The organism is Clostridium sp. 10cd*, assembly GCF_044336395.1.
Lineage (GTDB): Bacteria > Bacillota_I > Bacilli_A > Erysipelotrichales > Erysipelotrichaceae > Clostridium_AQ > Clostridium_AQ innocuum.
On record NZ_CP172347.1, the window covers coordinates 1,280,268 to 1,299,704 of the forward strand.

Below are 19,437 nucleotides of genomic sequence, written 5' to 3' on the forward strand. Positions count from 1 at the left end.
TTGTGGCATAGGATGATCAATACCACATATTTGTCATAACCAATACGTTTGAAAGAATAACGGGATCGATTGAGACTCGTTCAGAATCATGTATTTCAAAACAGGCACAAGAGGAATATGAGATGATGCAGTTTCTCAGGTGCTTTCTCGATTTGTGGGTAAACTTAACATAGGGAGACATTCATACGATTGTAGTTATCAATAGAAGTTGAAGTCTCCCTTTGCAAACACCCTAAAGTAAGAAAGAACCGTTTCTCGATTTCCTCTTTTTCTTATACCGTTTTCAGAATTCATGATACGTTTGAATGATATATGCTTTTGTGCACAGGGTTTCTTTCAATGCAGCTTTTCGCATAACTTGCGATCATGCTTTGTTTTATTCGCAATCTGCAGGATAAGCTGCAGTATTACTTCACCGGCTCACTCTTATCCTGTGGTAGTATAGGAGCTGTACCTGAGCGATATCATATAAGGAAACATGTCCTGTTCTTACAAGCCGTTCAGGAGCACCTGTGATATCATACGTAAAAAGAAAGGAAGCGCAGCAGAATAGGCACTGCGCAGATTAGACAATGACAAACCTGGATATAACAAAAACAGGCCGATGGATGCATTGCAATGCCAGAGGGCTGGAGCTGGCAAAATGGCGTTTTTACTTTGAGGGTGGTGATGCAGGGGCAGTGGTTGACGAATTGCAGTATTATCAAAATACAGATGGAGGATTCGCTCATGCTTTGGAGGCGGACTGCTGGAATCCTGCCTCTGCACCCTCTCAGATGTTTTATGCGATACATATTCTTCATGAGCTTGATTACAAGGATAAAACACATCCGGTTATACAGGGGATGCTGCGCTATCTGGAAAGTGGAAAGGATATGGAGGACGGCTTCTGGATCAGTATTCTTTCCTCCAATAATGAATATCCGCATGCTCCATGGTGGACGAAGACAGATATAAAAACATTTGATGTCTATATGCCGAATGCAGATATATGCTGGTTCATTCTGAATTTCGCACAGAAAGACAGCTCTCTGTATACTAAAGCGGAATCAATGGTACAGCGGATGCTGGATTTATTCCTTTCGCAGAAAGAGGTTGAACCGCATTCTCTGGAGTCTATGATGTTTCTTCTGCGTGAACTGCAGAAGACGGGAAGCTTTTGCGGACCGCAGACAGATGCTGACGCTGCCCATGGAATTCAGCTGATGCGGGGATTGATTGAAGAAGATCCTGATCATTGGAATGCATACTGCATTACGCCGTCATTTTTCATACACGATCGTCTTCATCCGCTATATCCGGAGTATAGTACGCTTCTGAAGCTGGAGGTTCAAAGAATTACGGAAACAAGGGATGCCGAGGGTTGCTGGAATATCAACTGGGTATGGCAGGGGTATGAGAACGAATTTCGCCTGAGTGCAAACTGGTGGAAGAGCAGCGTTACCATGCAGAAGCTGATGCTGTATGAGACCTTTGCATAAAACCGTGCATTGTCGTAAGACTGTATCAAATCTCTGCTGTAAACGGCTGGATCCATCACATCCATGCCTATAGGACAGCATAGCCAACGGCTTGTGATAAAGCGGTTTTATGTCAGGGTAAATGTTTGACAGTAACGGAAAAATGAATGATTTATAGGAGGATGACTTATAGCGAATGCCTGGTCATCTTCTTTTTCATGCTTACAGGGAGGAGGCTGTGTGAGATCGTGGGAAGGTGAATATATGTAGGATATGTTTCATAAAAGTAATTGCTTCATCAGTATAACAAAGAACACGTGGTGATAAAAAATAGAGGATACAGGGAAGATACCGGAAAGTGAAGTGAACCCTTGGCTGTCCAAACTTTGGGGTTCGTTTCAAAGCATCTGTTTTTTACAGATTCAGCTGATCCTGTTTACTCACTATTATGAAATGCATATAATTATCAGGAACGCTTTTTCATACAAAAACAAACAAAAGGGAAAACAGATGGTTTACCATGAGAAATTACATTTTCTTTAGATGAAATACTATGACGATAAAGGAACTGCAAATCCAGGCTCTCAATATAATGGTTTAGGAAACGCATTGTCGGGATTATAAAGTAAGGGGGTCTATCCGTTAAGCCGCCTATGCATGGCTTGAAAGTGGAAAGCCATACGGATTTCTCTAAAAGACTTTTTATTTCAGGGGTTTTGTACTAGAATAAAGGAAGAGCATAAGAGGAGGGTATTATGAAGGATACAATTAAATTAAAGGATTTTCTGGATTTTACATATCTGAGTAATCTGTCATTTGCACTGGATGAGGAGCATGGTGTTTTTGTCGGAAGTAAGTGTGTGGAGAAAGATAACAGCTATCAGATGAAGCTGTATCTGACGGATGGCGATACTGTGCGGCAGCTGACCAGCCATGGAAAGGAACAGCTCTATTTATGGGATGATAATGAAACTGTTCTGTTTGCCAATATGCGGGATGAGGAGGATCGAAAGGCTGTTGAAAACGGAGAGGAGAGAACCTGCTTCTATCGAATCAGCATTCATGGAGGAGAGGCTGTTAAGGCTTTTACCATACCATTACAGGTAACTTCCATCAAGAAGGCGGCAGATGGAGAATATGTATTCTGTGCGGATTATCATTTGGAATATTCCCGCATGTATCAAATGAATGCCGATGAGAAGGATAAAATCCTTCAGGAAAAGAAGGATATGCAGGATTATGAGGTTCTGGATGAGCTGCCCTTTTATGGAAATGGCATGGGATATACGAATAAGAAACGAAACAGCCTGTTCCTGTATCGCGAGCATGATGAAGATATAGTGCGCATCAGTGAAGAAACCTGCAATGTATATGATGTAGAGCTTTCGGATAATCATGAGATTGTATATTACACAGGTGAGAGCTACGCATGTAAACCCATAAATAAGGAAGGGGTATATGCTTATTACCGAAATACAGGAGAGCATCGTGAAATTCTTCCTGCAGGGCAGTGGTCGATTGGGAAAATTCTGCCATGGAAGGATAACATTATGATGCTGGCGAGTGAACAGAAGCGCTACGGTCTGAATGAAAACGGCATGTTTTATCAGCTGAATCCAAAAAGCGGAGCGGTAGAGCTGTTTGCCTCCTATGAGGATGCTGTTGGCTCCAGCGTAGGCAGTGACTGTCGTTATGGTGGCGGTAAGAGCATCTGTCTGTATAAGGATACGGTGTATTTTATTACGACATTGTTCAATAGGAGCAGTGTATATGCATTGCATAGTGATGGAAGCATTACACCTGTGTATGACAGGGAGGGAAGTGTGGATGTCATCGCACTTGCAAAGGACCGTTTGTATTTTGCAGGTATGCAGGATATGCGTCTACAGGAGCTGTATTCATATGATATGCACGGAAAAAGCTGTAGGCAGTTAACCGGATTCAATGAGGAATTTTACGCGGAGAAGGATATTCGTCCATGCGTACCATGCAATTTCACACAGGATGGAATGGAGCTGTATGGCTGGGTGCTGGAGCCAAGGGGGGTTGATCCAAAGAAATCCTATCCGGCAATTCTGGATATTCATGGCGGACCGAAGACGGTGTATGGCGAGGTCTATTATCATGAAATGCAGGTGTGGGCAAATCAGGGATATTTTGTGTTTTTTATGAATCCGCGTGGAGGCGATGGCAGAGGTAACAGCTTTGCGGATATCCGTGGTAAGTACGGTACGATTGATTATGAGGATTTGATGAAATTCACAGATGAGGTACTGAAGAAATATCCGGCGATAGATACCGCGCGTGTCGGTGTGACAGGTGGCAGCTATGGCGGATTCATGACAAACTGGATCATCGGTCATACTGATCGATTTAAGGCTGCGGCAAGTCAGCGTTCTATCTCCAACTGGATAAGCTTTGCGCACACATCGGATATCGGAGAAATGTTCGGTGCTGATCAGCAGGGTGCTGACACATGGAAAAATGTAGATAAGCTGTGGTGGCACTCTCCTTTGAAATATGCAAATCAGTGTACGACGCCGACGCTGTTTATCCATAGTGATGAGGATTTCCGTTGTCCATACAGTGAGGGAATGCAGATGTACAGTGCCTTGTGCGAGCATGGTGTTGCGACACGCTTGTGCATGTTTAAGGGAGAGAATCACGAGCTGTCCAGGAGTGGAAAGCCAAGACACAGAGTAAAGCGTCTAAAGGAAATTACGACCTGGATGGATACCTATCTGAAGGATTAAATAGAAAAGAAAAACGAGCAGACTGTATTTGTTGAGGATACGAAGTCTGCTCGTTTTAATGCGGTTCAATTTCAAATAAGAGAGTAGGGTATTGTGACTTAGCAGTGCGGAATGCCGGTATGATTGGATATTTCTGAGCTGGTTGTGCAGAGATCTTCCCTGCTGAGGTCGTGAATACAGGTGTGTCCGCTGATTCTTGCGAAGGATTTCAATTCCTCCCGTAGTACATGCAGATAGTTTTCCAGGCGTTTCGCCCCTTTGTCTATGGAAAAATTCTTGCGTAGCTCAGGATCTTGCGTGGCAATGCCCATCGGGCATTTTCCATTGTGGCAGATACGGTACTGCTGACAGCCGATTGCTATCATGGCAGCACTTGCTATTGCGATGGCATCCGCTCCCATTGCCAGTGCCTTGATCATTTCTCCACTTGTACGAAAGCCTCCGGTAATGATGAGCTCCTGTGTCATATGGTGCTGATTCATGTATGCGCGGGCGCGGGCCAGGGCATATACGGTAGGCACTGTAGAGTTGTCTTTCAGGTATTTTGGAGATGCTCCAGTTGCGCCACCGCGGCCGTCAATGGTAATGAAGTCAGGCTGTGCATATGCTATCCATTCCAGATCTGTTTCGATATGCCCGGCTGCGATTTTTATACCGATCGGACGTCCGTCACTGCGTTCTCTGAGAGAGGTGACCAGCTGCTTTAAATCGTCCTTTGTTTTGATTTCTTCAAATTTCGATGGGGAAATGATGTCCTGATGCAGTGGCTTTCCACGTATGGCGGATATTTCCTCAGTGACTTTTTCTGCAGGAAGATGACCGCCCATGCCTGGTTTTGATCCCTGGCCGATTTTGATTTCGATTGCATCACTGCGTTTCAGGTTTTCATCGGTGACACTGTATTTGTTGGGAACATATTCAAAAATGTATTTGTAGGCATGATCGATTTCATCCGGGAGGATGCCGCCTTCTCCGCTGCATTGCGCGGTATGTACGGCTGCTGTTCCTTTTGCCAGTGCAGTTTTGGCTTCTTTGGAGAGGGCGCCGAAGGACATGTGGGATACGTAGACGGCATGATTAAGAACCATTGGCCTGCGTGCATTTTTCCCAATGATGGTTGTTGTATCAACATCAGCTTTATCAGCAAGTGGCGGGTGAGCGAGTTGTCCTCCTAATAGCAGGATGTCGTCCCATCCTGGTACGGATTTGTGTGTGCGCATTGCTTCGATACGGCTGGCGTTGTGAATAGCCATTTCATGAATGAGGGACATGCTGGTTTCCAGGATGTCTTCCTTTTTGGCATTTTTCTGTATGGCAAGGGAGGTGGCATCGTTGCTTTTGGATGTAGCTGACGCGTCTTCCTCTGATGCTACTTTTTTAAAGCATTCCTTTGGAGCGGTGCATAGCGGGCATTTCCATGTGCTATCAAGGTTGACCCAGGAGGTGCCTTCAACAGCTTCATCATACATGTAGCCGCATATTTCGCATACATATTTCATATAAAAAATCCCCTTCCTGTAAGCGTTTACTTTATGTGTTTATTGTACGCTGTTTAGAGAGAGATTGCAAATGGTATTGGATGGGAAGTAGTGTGGAGGAATGCAAAATCTGTACTGTGCTGTTTGATCGCCAAGCTCTGAAAAAGAGCTTGGCGGACAATTCAATCATACTGTCGATAAAGGCTGGAAATTTAGATCAACAAGCTCCGCGAAAGAGCTTGACCGTATTTTTCGGAAAAGATAAAATACAACAAAGTATTTAGATCCACAAGCTCCGCGAAAGAGCTTGACCGTATCGAAGGTCAATGACCATGACGCACCGTTATTTAGATCCACAAGCTCCGCGAAAGAGCTTGACTTCCTATAATGTCCATAGGGTGACCGCAACAATGAGATTTAGATCCACAAGCTCCGCGAAAGAGCTTGACCATATGGATACGTAAATAACTTATTGTTTTTAGATTTAGATCCACAAGCTCCGCGAAAGAGCTTGACAGGAGAAAGGTGGTATCCATGTGGAACTGGAGGATTTAGATCCACAAGCTCCGCGAAAGAGCTTGACGGAATGTATCACAACTGTATACGATACTGTGAGAAATTTAGATCCACAAGCTCCGCGAAAGAGCTTGACGGGTGCATAGACCAGATACCGTCTGACGACTTCGTGATTTAGATCCACAAGCTCCGCGAAAGAGCTTGACCGAATCCATCTATGGAATTCATGCCGGTTTTAAAAACAATTTAGATCCACAAGCTCCGCGAAAGAGCTTGACCTAGGTATTCATTCACTGCTGTTACACCAGCGTCGATTTAGATCCACAAGCTCCGCGAAAGAGCTTGACATATACATGATACGCACCTAGATTGCTGGAAAGTAATTTAGATCCACAAGCTCCGCGAAAGAGCTTGACTTTGCGCTGTACAGCCTTATAATTCGTCATATAGCCATTTAGATCCACAAGCTCCGCGAAAGAGCTTGACCATCAGCATCAATCATCCCTCCGCAATCTTCCACATTTAGATCCACAAGCTCCGCGAAAGAGCTTGACAATAAGCAATTTATATATTTACGTAGGTATAAAAGCATTTAGATCCACAAGCTCCGCGAAAGAGCTTGACTTGACATTAAATCATTCTTCTGTTATAATTAAGGAATTTAGATCCACAAGCTCCGCGAAAGAGCTTGACCTATCATATGGATTTATTTCCCATAACGACCATATTTAGATCCACAAGCTCCGCGAAAGAGCTTGACTTTTTAACCTTTAAAGTAGATAAATACAGTAATAGGATTTAGATCCACAAGCTCCGCGAAAGAGCTTGACAGGTAACCCCATCTTTGCGGAGTTCTCGACGATTATTTAGATCCACAAGCTCCGCGAAAGAGCTTGACATATAAGCGTTCGTATTAGTAACAGCGCTTAAAGATTTAGATCCACAAGCTCCGCGAAAGAGCTTGACCCTATTTTAATTAGACCTTGTTCTAACCACTGCTATTTAGATCCACAAGCTCCGCGAAAGAGCTTGACTGCGAGATTTGTGATAAACCACTCCGAATGTAACAAAAAATATTATTTACATTTAATTATCTATCGTACTTTTATTGTAAATTGTTACATTTTGTTTTAAAACACAATTATGTGGCGCGAACCTCCCTGGAAAATCATGTGAGCTTGGGGTTCGCGCAAAGAACATGTGAGTGGATATGATATCTCTACTTTTATTATAACAGAAACTTTACAAAGTGCTAAACAAAAATGTAATTGAGGTCAGTTTTTAGAATCTGTTAGTGTACACCATACGAAGGTTGTGAAATTCACCCATCAGCTATTGAAGGGACCGGTCTTTTCTTTTATAATGAGAGAAATATGAAATATCAGGAAAGAGGGAGAATATGAAATTTTCCAAACGAATGGATTTACTTGCGGAAGGTGTTTTCAGCAGGCTTGATGAAGAAAAACAAAACATGCTGGCTAGTGGGAAAGCCGTGTATGACTTTACAATAGGATCCCCTAACATAGCACCAAGTAAGGAGGTCATGGATGCACTAATCACTGCTGCACAGCAGCCGGAAAGCTATATGTATTCACTTCATGATACAAAAGAATTAAAAGAAACAATACAAGCCTGGTACAGAAAACGATATCAGGTAGAATTGGATACAGAAACAGAGATACTGTCTCTGCAGGGATCTCAGGAAGGACTTGCACATGTCGCATTGGCACTATGTGATGAGGGTGATATTGTTCTCATCCCTGCTCCCAGCTACCCTATCTTTGCGAATGGACCGAAAATAGCAGGGGCAGAGTTATATGAAATGCCGATGCTGAAAGAATATGATTATCTGATTCAATTCGATGCAATTCCTGAAGAAATAGCAGAAAAGGCTAAGATGATGATTATATCCTATCCGAATAATCCAACAGGCGCTACGGCTCCAGATAGCTTTTATGAAGAATTAATTCAATTTGCAAAGGCACATGATATTATCGTCATTCACGATACAGCCTACAGCAATCTTGTGTTTGATGGAGAGGAAGGAAAAAGCTTCTTATATTATGCGGGTGCAAAGGATATTGGTATCGAATTTAATTCCTTTAGTAAAACCTATGGCATGGCTGGAGCACGTATTGGAATATGTGTGGGTAATGCGGAAATCGTCGGTATTCTGAGAAAACTGAAAAGTAATATTGATTACGGTATGTTTTTACCTATTCAAAAAGCCGCAATCGCAGCTTTAACGCAAGACCAGAGCATTGTGAAGGAAACCCGTGAAACCTACCAGAGAAGAAGAAATCGTATTGTTGCTGGCGCTGCAGCTGCAGGCTGGCACATCGCTTCATGCAAGAGTACCATGTTCTTATGGGCACAGATACCGGAAGGCTATGGAAGCAGTGAAGAATTCGCTTTAAACCTGTTAAAATGCAGCGGAATGCTGGTGACTCCTGGCAGTTCTTTTGGAGCATATGGTGAGGGCTTTGTACGAATTGCACTTGTTCAAAGTGATGAAGTTATCGAACAGGCATTGCAGGCTTTAAAGGAAAGCCGGTTCTTTCTGAAATGAAAACACTGATTGCAATCGGCGGCGGAAGCTTTCAAAAGCAGGAAACAATGTCAATCGACACCTATGCGATTTCCAGGTGTGGAAAAACACAACCACATGTATTGTTTATTCCGCTAGCAAGCAGAGACGATCAGGGCTATGCGAAACGCTTCAAGCAATATTACCGCAGCCTTGGCTGTCAGGTCGAAGCTTTGCGTCTGCTGCATACAAAGCTGAGTAATGAAGAAATATATAAGAAATTCCGTTCACAGGATATGATATATCTTGGGGCAGGCGATACCGTGTTTCTCATGAAGCAGCTGAAACAGAGAAAGCTGGATTTGCTTTTAAAGGAGCTATCCCAGCAGGGAATCGTTATCTGCGGAATCAGTGCCGGGGCGAATGCTCTCTTTGAATATGGCTACAGCAACATCGCATCAGACACATTTGAACTTGTGAATGGTATGGGTATGATCGAAGGAGCGTTCTGTCCACATTATCAGAAGGAAGAACGTAAATCCTTCGATATGGTATGCAGGAAACAGAATTTGCCGGCTATCGGCTGTGCGGATCAGTGTGCTTATGTAGTTACGGATGAAAAGAGATTTTTCCTCGAGTGAAGAATCTTTTTCTTTTATCAGATCTTCGGGTAATATTACTTGCAAATTGTTTCATTTTTGTCTATAATGTACAAGTCTATAGAAACATCGTATATACTTTCGACATGATGGTGAAAGCGTTTCTACCTGAAAACCAATTTCAGACTACGATGGAAGCTTATATACGAATACTGCGGGTTGCGGTGTTTTTTTGTTTTGGGAGACAGAAAAGAGGGAATTATGTTAGAAAAATTATTCAAATTGAACGTGAAGCAGACTTCTGTGAAAACCGAGGTAATTGCCGGTATTACAACCTTTCTGGCAATGGCCTATATTCTTGGGGTAAACCCGTCTATTCTGCATGATGCAGGTATGGATCGCGCATCTGTTTTTATGGCAACAGCTATTTCTGCAGGCTTTGCCTCTATCGTTATGGGATTGGTGGCGAACTATCCGGTTGCGCTTGCTGCCGGTATGGGGGTAAATGCATTATTCGCCTACACGATCTGCGGGCAGATGGGGATGAGCTGGCAGGCTGCATTGGCTGGCGTATTCATTTCCGGTTTGATTTTCATCGTGATTTCTGTTACCGGTATTCGTAAGGCGATTATCAATGCAATTCCAAAGCAGCTGAAGATGGCAATTGGTGCCGGTATCGGTTTCTTTATCGCTTTTGTTGGATTGAAAAATGCAGGAATTGTCGCAGGGAGTGCATCTACCTTTGTGACAATCGGTAATTTTGCGGATCCACAGGTGTTGCTTGCACTCTTCGGTATTCTGCTGACCATCGCTTTGCTTGTTAAGAAGGTACCGGCTGCTGTTTTTGTCGGAATGGTGATTACTGCGGTGATTGGAATTGTCTGCGGTGCAGCATTTGGTTTAAAGGGAATGCCGGCATTGCCTGATACATTCTTCGAAATGAATTTTCATCTGAATGCGGCAGGTTCTTTTATGGATGGTTTCGGTGAGCTGTTCGCGAATCCGTTGAATGCGTTTGTTGTGATTTTCTCCTTTCTGTTTGTGGATTTCTTTGATACTGCCGGTACGCTGGTTGCTGTTGCGAACCGAATCGGTCTGGTGAATGAAAAGGGTGAGCTGGAGAATGTGGAGCGTGCACTTGTTGCGGATGCAGTAGGTACTGTTGCAGGTGCTGCGTTAGGAACTTCTACGGTTACCTCCTTTGTGGAATCAACTTCCGGTGTTGAGGTTGGCGGTAGAACCGGTTTAACTGCATGTACGACGGGTATACTGTTCTTTGTATCCATTCTGTTTTCACCCATCGTGTTATCTGCGGTAACAAATGCGGTTACGGCTCCTGCTCTTGTTGTTGTGGGTATTCTGATGGCGCAGCAGCTGAAGGAAATCGAATGGGATAACATGGTTTATGCGACAGCCGGATTCATTACTGTTCTTATGATGATTCTGACATATTCCATTTCCAATGGGATTGCGTTTGGATTTATTGCCTATGCGATTGCAATGACGGCTGCCGGTAAAACAAAGGAAGTACATATCACGGTGTGGGTATTGATGGTGATTTTCCTAATCTACTTCGCACTGCCGCAATTTATGTAGAAAAAGATTTTAAAATCAGAAAAATAATGATATTATAATACACGGAAATCTTAGTATTTCAACGACGCCGATACTATACATATTCGCTATGGTATCGGCTTCTTAATAAGGAGGATACATTCATGGCTGATAAAATTATCGTACTTGACTTCGGAAGTCAGTATAACCAGCTGATAGCACGTCGTATTCGTGAGTTTGGTGTTTATTCTGAATTGCACCCGCACACGATGACACTGGAAGAAATTCTGGCACTGAAGGATGTCCGGGGAATCATTTTCTCTGGTGGACCAAACAGTGTATATGATGAGGAAGCGTTTAAATGCGATTCTGCAATTTTTGAATCCGGTATTCCTATTCTTGGTATCTGTTATGGTATGCAGATGACACATTTTATGAATGGCGGAAGTGTGAAGGCTTGTGAAGCAAAGGAATATGGAAGAACAGAGATTACGGTTGAGACGGATTCTCCGATTTTCAAAGGACTGCCGGAAAAGCAGATTGTTTGGATGAGTCATGGTGATCAGGTGGATACACTGGCTGATGGCTTTGTGAAGGATGCGTACAGTGATACCTGTACATTTGCGGCTACTAGCAATATAGAGAAGAATATTTATACGCTGCAGTTCCATCCGGAGGTACGTCATTCCGAGTATGGAAACGAGATACTGAAAAATTTTGTTTTTGAGGTCTGCAAGGCGAAGAATGATTGGTCTATGCACAGCTTCATTGATATGGAAATTGAGAAGATTCGCAAGACTGTCGGTACAGACAAGGTGCTGTTGGGATTGAGCGGAGGCGTGGATTCCTCTGTTGTTGCGGCACTGCTGCATAAGGCGATCGGGGATCAGCTGATTTGTATGTTTATTGATCACGGCTTGCTGCGTAAAGGCGAGGCGGAAAGCGTTATGGAGACATTCGGGCGCGAGATGAATATCAATCTGGTGAAAATTGATGCAAAGGAGCGTTTCCTGAGTAAGCTGGCCGGTGTGAGTGATCCGGAGAAGAAGCGTAAAATCATCGGAAATGAATTTGTGTATACCTTTGATGAGGAAGTGAAGAAGCTGACTTCAGGTGAGGATATCAAGTGGCTGGCACAGGGTACGCTGTATACGGATGTCATTGAGTCGGGGACAAAGACAGCACAGACGATTAAGTCACATCACAATGTTGGTGGGTTGCCTGAGGATATGCAGTTCAAGCTGATTGAGCCGTTGAATACGCTGTTTAAGGATGAGGTGCGTGCATTGGGTACGGAGCTGGGATTGCCTGATGAGATGGTTTGGCGGCAGCCGTTCCCGGGTCCTGGCTTGGGTATCCGTGTGCTGGGCGATATTACAGAGGAGAAGCTGGAAATCGTTCGGGATTCTGATCTGATTCTGCGTGAGGAAGTTGCGAAAGCAGGGCTGCAGAAGGAGATTTGGCAGTATTTTACGTGTCTGACGAATATGCGTTCCGTTGGTGTTATGGGGGATCAACGTACATATGATTATGCGGTGGCTATCCGTGCGGTGACTTCGATTGACGGAATGACGGCGGATTGGGCAAAAATTCCGTATGAGGTGCTGGATGTTATCAGCAATCGTATTGTGAATGAGGTGAAGCATGTGAATCGGGTAGTGTATGATATTACGAGCAAGCCTCCAGGGACGATTGAGTTCGAATAAACAAAAATGCTTAGTAAATCCAGCGTTTATGCGGGTTTGCGGCATTTCAAAAGGTCTTTTGATAACAAATTGATAACAGTCGTTTGAGTGCGATTATTCTTACTGTCAAGTGGTTTGTTGGTGGGGAATGATTGAGAAGTGGCTGGCTAATGTTCAGAGCCATACTCGGAAATATTACATATTTCCGAGTTGTGGCGTATCCGCCAAATGGCGTTTTGCCAATATATGCTCTTGAATGTAAACATTCATCGCATATATTGTCCAAACTCCGCTTGGCTCTGAACGAATCCATATTAAAACGCCCTTAGCTGTGGGTAGGAACTCATGGCTAAGGGCGTTTTTGTCGTGCTTTTTAATTGATGAATGGGGGTGATGGTTAAAGTATTTTTTCCATAATGTAATTCGTCAAGGGGATATTTGACCTGATTACCTGTTGTTCCTTAATTGTGTTATATCCCCTGTGAAGAAAGAACGGCTTTGCAGTGATGGAAGCATGTGTGGTTATTTTGCTTACCTCAAAAGCATGTTCCAGTTTATCGCAGATAGAGGTGGCAATCCCTTGGCTTTGACAGTCTTTGTGGACATAAAGTCTGTCAAGGTAGCCTGTTTTGTCAATATCGCCAAACCCTGCTATAATGCCGCCTTTTATGGCAACAAGCGAGAAATGTTCGGATAAGGATTGATTCCATTCATTTATGTTTACATTGCCAGTTGCCCAGACATTTAACTGTTCGTCTGTATAGTCTTTGACATTTATGGAATGGACAGTCTGATAAAACAGCTCCGCTAAGTATTTACAGTCCGAGGGGTGGTATTCTCTGATAATCACGTTATTTACACCTTCCAATCTGGCTTTGTTATTCTGGCAGCTTGTCTTTGACCGCTTCAACTAAGGCATCGCCCAATTCTTTAGAGGGGACTTTCACCCAATGCTGCGTGGTGTCAAACTTCGGGTAATTGTACCGCCACTGGTCGTAATCTTCCTTGCTGATTTCCTCTGCAGAGAGCTTTGCAGCCTGTTCCTGCCAAGCGCAGAGCATTTTCATCAGTTCGGCGGTATCTTTGCTTTTGTCTTTGTTGACTTTTAAGCAGACTTCACCGTCTGTTTCGCTGACGGTAAGACCGTAAATATCTTCAAGGGCAAACAAGGTGTGCATAAGCCCGATGTAACTGTCAATGTCGGGTATTTCCAGAGCCTGCGGCGCAACATCGAGAGCCTGCGCCAGTGCAGCCGTCAAGTCTGCCTTTGGCTTTCGTGAGCCAGTTTCGTACTGTGCCAGCCGCACGTCTGCGCTCCGTTCGGGAAATCCGACAAGCATACCAAGGTATTTCTGTGTCATGCCCCGCATGATGCGGAAAAAATGTATTCTTTCACCAATCGCCATAATGTTTCACTCCTTGTGCTTATGTTTATAAGGAGTATAGCATATATGCTTAGAGAAAGTCAAGCATAAGCAAAACAAAAAAGTTTAATATTTTCTTACAAACCTATTGACAGTAGCAAAAATGTTTAGTATTATGAATTAAGCAAAAACGCTTAACAAGAAAGGAGAGGTTATATGGACAACAAATTTATCCGTGTGGACGAGGTGGCGCAGGAACTTTCTGTGTCAAAGCCTTACGCCTACAAGCTCATCAAGAAACTGAATGACGAGCTGAAGGAGCAGGGGTTTATCACGATTGCAGGGAGAGTCAACCGCCAGTATTTCCAAGAAAGGTTTTACGGGGCAGGAGAAAAACAGGGAAAGGAGATGGAGTAAATGCCAGTATTTAAGAATGAGGGCAACGGCACATGGTATGTGATGGCTCGGTATGTGAACTGGAAAGGGGAACGGAAACAGAAATGTAAGCGTGGATTTGCCACAAAGAGGGAAGCGCAGGAATGGGAACGGAAATTCCAGTTGCAAAATTCTGCTGACCTTGACATGGACTTTGAAGCATTTACGGAACTTTATGCGAATGATGTAAAGAACCGACTGAAAGAGAACACTTGGCTGACAAAGGAGTATATCATTCGGACGAAGATTATTCCGTATTTTGGGAAGATGAAGATTAGCGAAATTGGCACAAAAGAAATCATCGCATGGCAGAATGAGCTGCTTGCCTACCGCGATGAAAAACGTAATCCCTATTCGCAGACGTATCTGAAAACCGTCCATAACCAGCTTTCCGCTATCTTCAACCATGCAGTACGGTATTATGACCTCCGCTCCAATCCTGCGGCAAAGGCGGGGAACATGGGGAGCGAGGAACACAAGGAAATGCTGTTCTGGACAAAAGAGGAATATAAGAGGTTTGCGGATGAAATGATGGACAAGCCAGTTTCCTATTATGCGTTCCAGATGCTTTACTGGTGCGGAATCCGAGAGGGAGAATTATTAGCTTTAACCGCCGCTGATTTCAATTTTGATAAGGAAACGGTCACGATTAACAAATCTTACCAACGCCTGCATGGGGAGGACGTGATTACCTCTCCGAAAACAAAAAAGAGCAACCGCACAATCAAAATGCCGAACTTCCTCTGTGAGGAAATGCAGGAGTATATCAGTATGCTTTATGGGTTAAAAAAGAAAGACCGCATTTTCACGGTGACAAAGAGTTACCTCCACCACGAAATGGACAGGGGCGCAAAAGCCGCAGGGGTGAAACGCATACGGATTCACGATTTGCGCCATAGCCACATCAGTTTATTGATTGACATGGGTTTCTCGGCGGTGGCGATTGCTGACCGTGTAGGGCATGAGAGCATAGAAATCACTTATAGATATGCTCACCTGTTTCCGTCAAAGCAGACGGAAATGGCAGACAGGCTGGACGATTTAGGGAAAGGGGGTTTTTGATATGTCGGCAAAGAATTTAGACAACTGCAACCGTTGGAGGAACAAGACCGTCGCCTTTCGGGCATCTCCGGAAGAAAATGAGCAGATTGACAAAGCGGTGCGGCTTTCGGGGCTTACCAAGCAGGACTATATCACAAGGCGGCTCTTATGCAAAGACGTGGTCGTGCAGGGCAATCCGAGGGTATATAAGGCACTCCGCAATGAACTTGCCGCCGTCCTTGCAGAATTGCAGAGGATTGAAGCGGGTGAGGGTGTAAATGAAGAATTGCTTGACACAATCGAGCTGATTGCTGTTATCCTCGGCGGTCTGAAAGGAGAGTGTGAAGATGGCGAATAAAAAAGAAACGGCAGCCCCGAATGTATCTGTTGGCGCAGATACGGAGCAACCGCCTAATGTAAACAATAACAGTATAACCAATTACCCGCCGAAAAACAATAGCAAAGCTCTTGAAACTGTATCTATGGCTGAATTGTATGATTCTGTATATCCGAGCAAGCCGCCTTTGATTGACGGTCTGCTCTACCCTGGCACTTATCTTTTCGCAGGCGCGCCAAAAGTCGGCAAGAGCTTTCTTATAGCGCAGGTTGCGTACCATACCAGTATGGGAGTGCCGCTGTGGGAATATCCCGTCCGAAAAGGAACGGTCTTGTACCTTGCCCTTGAAGATGATTACCGCCGCCTGCAGGAAAGGCTGTACCGTATGTTCGGCACGGACGGGGCAGACAATTTATTCTTTTCTGTTTCGGCGGGTAATCTTGGCAATGGTTTGGATGAACAGTTGCAGGAATTTATGAAACAGCATACAGACACAAGACTGATTATTATTGACACCCTCCAAAAGGTGCGTGAAGTCGGCGGGGATAATTACAGTTACGCAAATGACTATGAGGTTATTACAAGGCTGAAACAGTTTGCAGACAGCTATGGCATCTGTATCTTGATTGTCCATCATACCAGAAAGCAGGGGGCTGATGATAAGTTTGACATGATTTCGGGGACTACTGGCTTGCTCGGTGCGGCTGACGGTGCGTTCCTGCTGCAGAAAGAAAAACGCATCGGCAACGCCGCCACGCTTGAAGTGTCGGGCAGAGACCAGCAAGAGCAGAAACTCTATCTTCTCCGCAATCCCGAAACATTGTTATGGGATTTTCAAAAGGCAGAAACAGAACTTTGGAAAGAGCCGCCAGAACCTTTACTTGAGGAAATAGATAAAAGAATTACTGCCGATTGCCCCTTGTGGAAGGGGACGGCGACGGAGCTTGCGGCTTGGCTGGAAACAGAGTTACAGCCGAATAGCCTTGCACGGAAACTGAATGTCCTGTCGGGACGTTTACTCAACGAATACGGCATCTTCTATAAACGTGAACGGTGCCACGAGGGGCGTATGATAAAGCTGTACCGTGGGGAGCGTGACGGTATGTGACGGTGTGACGGTATTTTTAGGAGCGGGGTGCGGTACGGAAATAACCGTCACATCGACGCAAACCGTCACGGATAAAGTTTTTGCGGGGTGCAGGGGGCTTTTTTCAAAAAGCCGCCCTTGCCCCTCGGAGAGCGCAAAACCTGCTTGCAGGTTGCATTTTTGTTGGCGTAGCTGACAAAAGTGCTTTTGCGTTACTTTCGGGAAAGTAACAAAGCCTACCAGCCGAAAAGAAAGGGCGTGATTTTATAAGACGGACGATTAGCGCAATGGTGGGGAAAGGCTCGGTCAACCATAACAGCCGAAAATTTAAGGCTGAAAATGTAGATGGGGAGCGTTCACATCTCAATGTAGATTACTGCAATGAGAATATAAAGAAAGTGTATCATAAGCTATTTGATGAAGCATTGCAGAGATATAACGAGAAACAGACAAGGACAGACCGACGCATTGCCGATTATTACGAGAAGATACGGAATTCAAAGCAGGAAAAGCCGTTCCATGAGTTGATTTTGCAGATTGGCGATAAGGAAAATATGAGTGCGGGAAGTGAAAACGGACAGCTTGCAAGGAAGATTTTAGATGAATATTATCATGGATTCCAAGAACGAAACACTAATCTCTATGTATTTTCTGCTTATATCCATATGGACGAAGCAACGCCGCATCTGCATATTGATTTCGTTCCGTTCACGACTGGCAGCAAGCGTGGGCTTGATACAAGGGTATCACTGAAACAGGCGTTAGCGGCGCAGGGATTCAAAGGCGGCTCCCGTGGCGATACGGAGTGGAGCCAGTGGGTACAGTCCGAAAAAGAGAGCCTTGCCGCTGTGATGGGGCGGCATGGCATTGAATGGGAGCATAAAGGCACACATGAAAAACATTTGTCTGTCCTTGATTATAAAAAACAGGAGCGGGAAAAAGAGGTTGTTCAGCTTGAGGGGCAGATTTCAGAGAAAAAAGAGGAATTTCAAGTATTGTCGAATAGGGTGGAGAACTACGACAAAGGCATGGAAAACCTAAAGGCGCTGGAGCAGGTGCTTGACACTTCTCCAGAATACCAGTTGCCAGAGCCGCAGGGGTTCATGTCAGCGAAGGCATACAGAAATAAAGTGGCAGAGCCTTTGGTGTTAAAACTGAAATCGCTTGTTAAAACGGCTCTTATAAGGTGTTTTGAAGCAAGGGACAGCTACTATCGGCTGAATGTTACAAACAGCAATCTCCACCGTGAGAATGAGGGTTTAAGGAAAACCAATGAGAAACTGGCAGGGGAAAATGAAAACCTCCGTGCGGAAAACAAAGATTATAAGCTGCTCCGCAAGGCATTTGGAAGTAAGCAGATAGACAATCTTTTAGAGCAGGCAAAAGCGGTACAGCAATCAAAACAGCGTGGAAAGCACTTTAAAAACAACAAAGAGGAAAGGTAGGAAACATTATGGAAAATAGGATTTATGACAAAAATAACGGTCTTTGGTATGCAAAGCAAGGCGACTATTACCTCACGATCTTGCATTACCTCCCGAAGAAGAAAAGCCGATAGGTATATGGGGACAGCGGCATTTGCGGTATCTCAAAGAGTACAAGCAGCTTGTATATCTTAATCTGCTGACAAGCGGCAGGTTGAATGAATATTTGTCAAGTGTGGATGAACAGGCAGAAGATATGTTTTTTCGGCTGGTAAAGGAGTATGCCGACAGGCAAGGTGTGACGGAACAGTTAAAGGCAGAAAATCAGCTTTTATGGGTTCAAAGGATGAATAATATTCGGGCTTGTGTGAGAGAAGTTGTGGAGAATGAGTTAATCTATTCATAAGTGATATATGGCACTTCTGCGGTATGTGGGAGTGCCGCTCAATTAAGTAAAGGCAGTTCGGAGAATTGAAAAATCTTATAATTTCGTGTATACTTAGAAAAAGGAATTAGACTGAGAAATCGGCATTTGTGGAGAAAAATAGAATGGATGTACAAGCTTTTTGGAATGTAATTGGACAATATAACCAGAATACAATTATTATTCAAGTAATACTGCTTATTTTAACTGTTATTGCATTGTCGCTGTCATATACCAACAAGGTAGCGTGTTTAGCGAAATTGATGTTGGGAATAGCAAATTTATTCATAGGAATGATGTTTTTCGGATACTATGGGACTCAACCGATTCAGAAATATTTTGCCTTTCCATTGTATTTGATTTGTGGTTTTCTGTTTTTATATGAATGCTTGCACAATAAAAATGATATACTTGAAAGACCTAATTTATTTCAGATTATATTGCTTTTGCTATATTGTTTATATCCCTTGATATCATTAGTGCTGGGAAATCAGTTTCCACAGATGGTTACACATATTATGCCTTGTCCTATTGTTAGTTTGAGCATAGCTGTGTATGCAGGGTATAAAAGAAAAAGTAAGTTGTTGCTTTTGCTATTGACGATATGGGGATTGACAGGAATTAAATCAGTAATTTTTGCCGCTTATGAAGATATTATTCTTTTGATATGTGGAATATATGGCTTATATCTTTTGGCAAAAGAATTTCGATTATTGAAATTGATGAAAGTAACTTAGAATATGCTATTCTAAT

The 19,437-nt window shown here is 43.8% G+C and carries 15 protein-coding genes, 1 pseudogene, 1 CRISPR repeat array and 1 riboswitch; of the genes and pseudogenes, 13 read left to right on the top strand and 3 right to left on the bottom strand.

What is annotated here, in order from left to right:
* Positions 1-572 precede the first annotated feature (572 nt).
* Both ACG3M1_RS06300 and ACG3M1_RS06305 read left to right on the top strand, forming a co-directional pair.
* Positions 573-1,481 carry a hypothetical protein gene (locus tag ACG3M1_RS06300; protein WP_227761321.1) on the top strand — a complete coding sequence of 303 codons (909 nt, stop codon included), beginning with the start codon at positions 573-575 and terminating at the stop codon, positions 1,479-1,481.
* A gap of 734 nt (positions 1,482-2,215) precedes the next feature.
* Positions 2,216-4,213, top strand: coding sequence for an alpha/beta hydrolase family protein (locus ACG3M1_RS06305; protein WP_008819222.1), 1,998 nt, complete (start codon positions 2,216-2,218; stop codon positions 4,211-4,213).
* Between the two features lie 98 nt (positions 4,214-4,311).
* Here ACG3M1_RS06305 and ACG3M1_RS06310 read toward each other — a convergent pair whose 3' ends face one another.
* Positions 4,312-5,712, bottom strand: coding sequence for a glutamate synthase-related protein (locus ACG3M1_RS06310; RefSeq protein ID WP_008819221.1), 1,401 nt, complete (start codon positions 5,710-5,712; stop codon positions 4,312-4,314).
* A gap of 189 nt (positions 5,713-5,901) precedes the next feature.
* A CRISPR array of direct repeats spans positions 5,902-7,241; the repeat unit is 34 nt; unit sequence ATTTAGATCCACAAGCTCCGCGAAAGAGCTTGAC.
* 365 nt (positions 7,242-7,606) lie between these two features.
* Here ACG3M1_RS06310 and ACG3M1_RS06315 point away from each other — a divergent pair.
* The 4 genes from ACG3M1_RS06315 (at position 7,607) to guaA (ending at position 12,593) form a co-directional block, all read left to right on the top strand.
* The gene (locus ACG3M1_RS06315) at positions 7,607-8,776 is read left to right on the top strand and encodes an aminotransferase class I/II-fold pyridoxal phosphate-dependent enzyme (protein WP_008819220.1); all 1,170 of its coding nucleotides are present in this window, start codon (positions 7,607-7,609) and stop codon (positions 8,774-8,776) included.
* Positions 8,773-9,375: a Type 1 glutamine amidotransferase-like domain-containing protein gene (locus tag ACG3M1_RS06320; protein ID WP_008819219.1), complete on the top strand. Its 603-nt coding sequence runs from the start codon at positions 8,773-8,775 to the stop codon at positions 9,373-9,375. Before ACG3M1_RS06315 ends, ACG3M1_RS06320 begins: the two co-directional genes overlap by 4 nt.
* A 67-nt stretch (positions 9,376-9,442) precedes the next feature.
* A riboswitch (purine riboswitch) is annotated at positions 9,443-9,542 on the top strand.
* 52 nt (positions 9,543-9,594) lie between these two features.
* Entirely contained in the window at positions 9,595-10,929 is a 1,335-nt protein-coding gene (locus tag ACG3M1_RS06325; RefSeq protein ID WP_008819218.1) for an NCS2 family permease, read from the top strand.
* Positions 10,930-11,051: 122 nt separating this feature from the next.
* Positions 11,052-12,593, top strand: a complete 1,542-nt coding sequence (gene guaA / locus ACG3M1_RS06330) for a glutamine-hydrolyzing GMP synthase (RefSeq protein ID WP_009269538.1) — start codon at positions 11,052-11,054, stop codon at positions 12,591-12,593.
* A gap of 376 nt (positions 12,594-12,969) precedes the next feature.
* Here guaA and ACG3M1_RS06335 read toward each other — a convergent pair whose 3' ends face one another.
* Entirely contained in the window at positions 12,970-13,422 is a 453-nt protein-coding gene (locus tag ACG3M1_RS06335; protein WP_395815031.1) for a GNAT family N-acetyltransferase, read from the bottom strand.
* A 28-nt stretch (positions 13,423-13,450) separates the two neighbouring features.
* A complete protein-coding gene (locus tag ACG3M1_RS06340) occupies positions 13,451-13,978 on the bottom strand; it encodes a helix-turn-helix domain-containing protein (RefSeq protein ID WP_395815034.1) in 528 nt (175 codons plus the stop codon).
* 174 nt (positions 13,979-14,152) lie between these two features.
* Between ACG3M1_RS06340 and ACG3M1_RS06345 the strand changes: the two genes are divergently transcribed.
* The 7 genes and pseudogenes from ACG3M1_RS06345 to ACG3M1_RS06375 all read left to right on the top strand — a co-directional run bounded on the left by ACG3M1_RS06345 (position 14,153) and on the right by ACG3M1_RS06375 (position 19,421).
* Positions 14,153-14,353 carry a helix-turn-helix transcriptional regulator gene (locus tag ACG3M1_RS06345; RefSeq protein WP_016304095.1) on the top strand — a complete coding sequence of 67 codons (201 nt, stop codon included), beginning with the start codon at positions 14,153-14,155 and terminating at the stop codon, positions 14,351-14,353.
* Positions 14,354-15,433, top strand: coding sequence for a tyrosine-type recombinase/integrase (locus tag ACG3M1_RS06350; protein WP_395815037.1), 1,080 nt, complete (start codon positions 14,354-14,356; stop codon positions 15,431-15,433).
* A 1-nt stretch (position 15,434) separates the two neighbouring features.
* Positions 15,435-15,770, top strand: coding sequence for a plasmid mobilization protein (locus tag ACG3M1_RS06355; RefSeq protein WP_395815040.1), 336 nt, complete (start codon positions 15,435-15,437; stop codon positions 15,768-15,770).
* Positions 15,760-16,857, top strand: a complete 1,098-nt coding sequence (locus ACG3M1_RS06360; RefSeq protein WP_395815043.1) for a helicase RepA family protein — start codon at positions 15,760-15,762, stop codon at positions 16,855-16,857. Before ACG3M1_RS06355 ends, ACG3M1_RS06360 begins: the two co-directional genes overlap by 11 nt.
* 266 nt (positions 16,858-17,123) lie before the next feature.
* Positions 17,124-18,281: a plasmid recombination protein gene (locus ACG3M1_RS06365; RefSeq protein WP_395815046.1), complete on the top strand. Its 1,158-nt coding sequence runs from the start codon at positions 17,124-17,126 to the stop codon at positions 18,279-18,281.
* Between the two features lie 8 nt (positions 18,282-18,289).
* Positions 18,290-18,666 (top strand): annotated as a pseudogene (locus tag ACG3M1_RS06370) (TnpV protein).
* 143 nt (positions 18,667-18,809) lie between these two features.
* Positions 18,810-19,421, top strand: coding sequence for a DUF6064 family protein (locus ACG3M1_RS06375; RefSeq protein WP_395815049.1), 612 nt, complete (start codon positions 18,810-18,812; stop codon positions 19,419-19,421).
* The last annotated feature ends 16 nt before the right edge of the window (positions 19,422-19,437 follow it).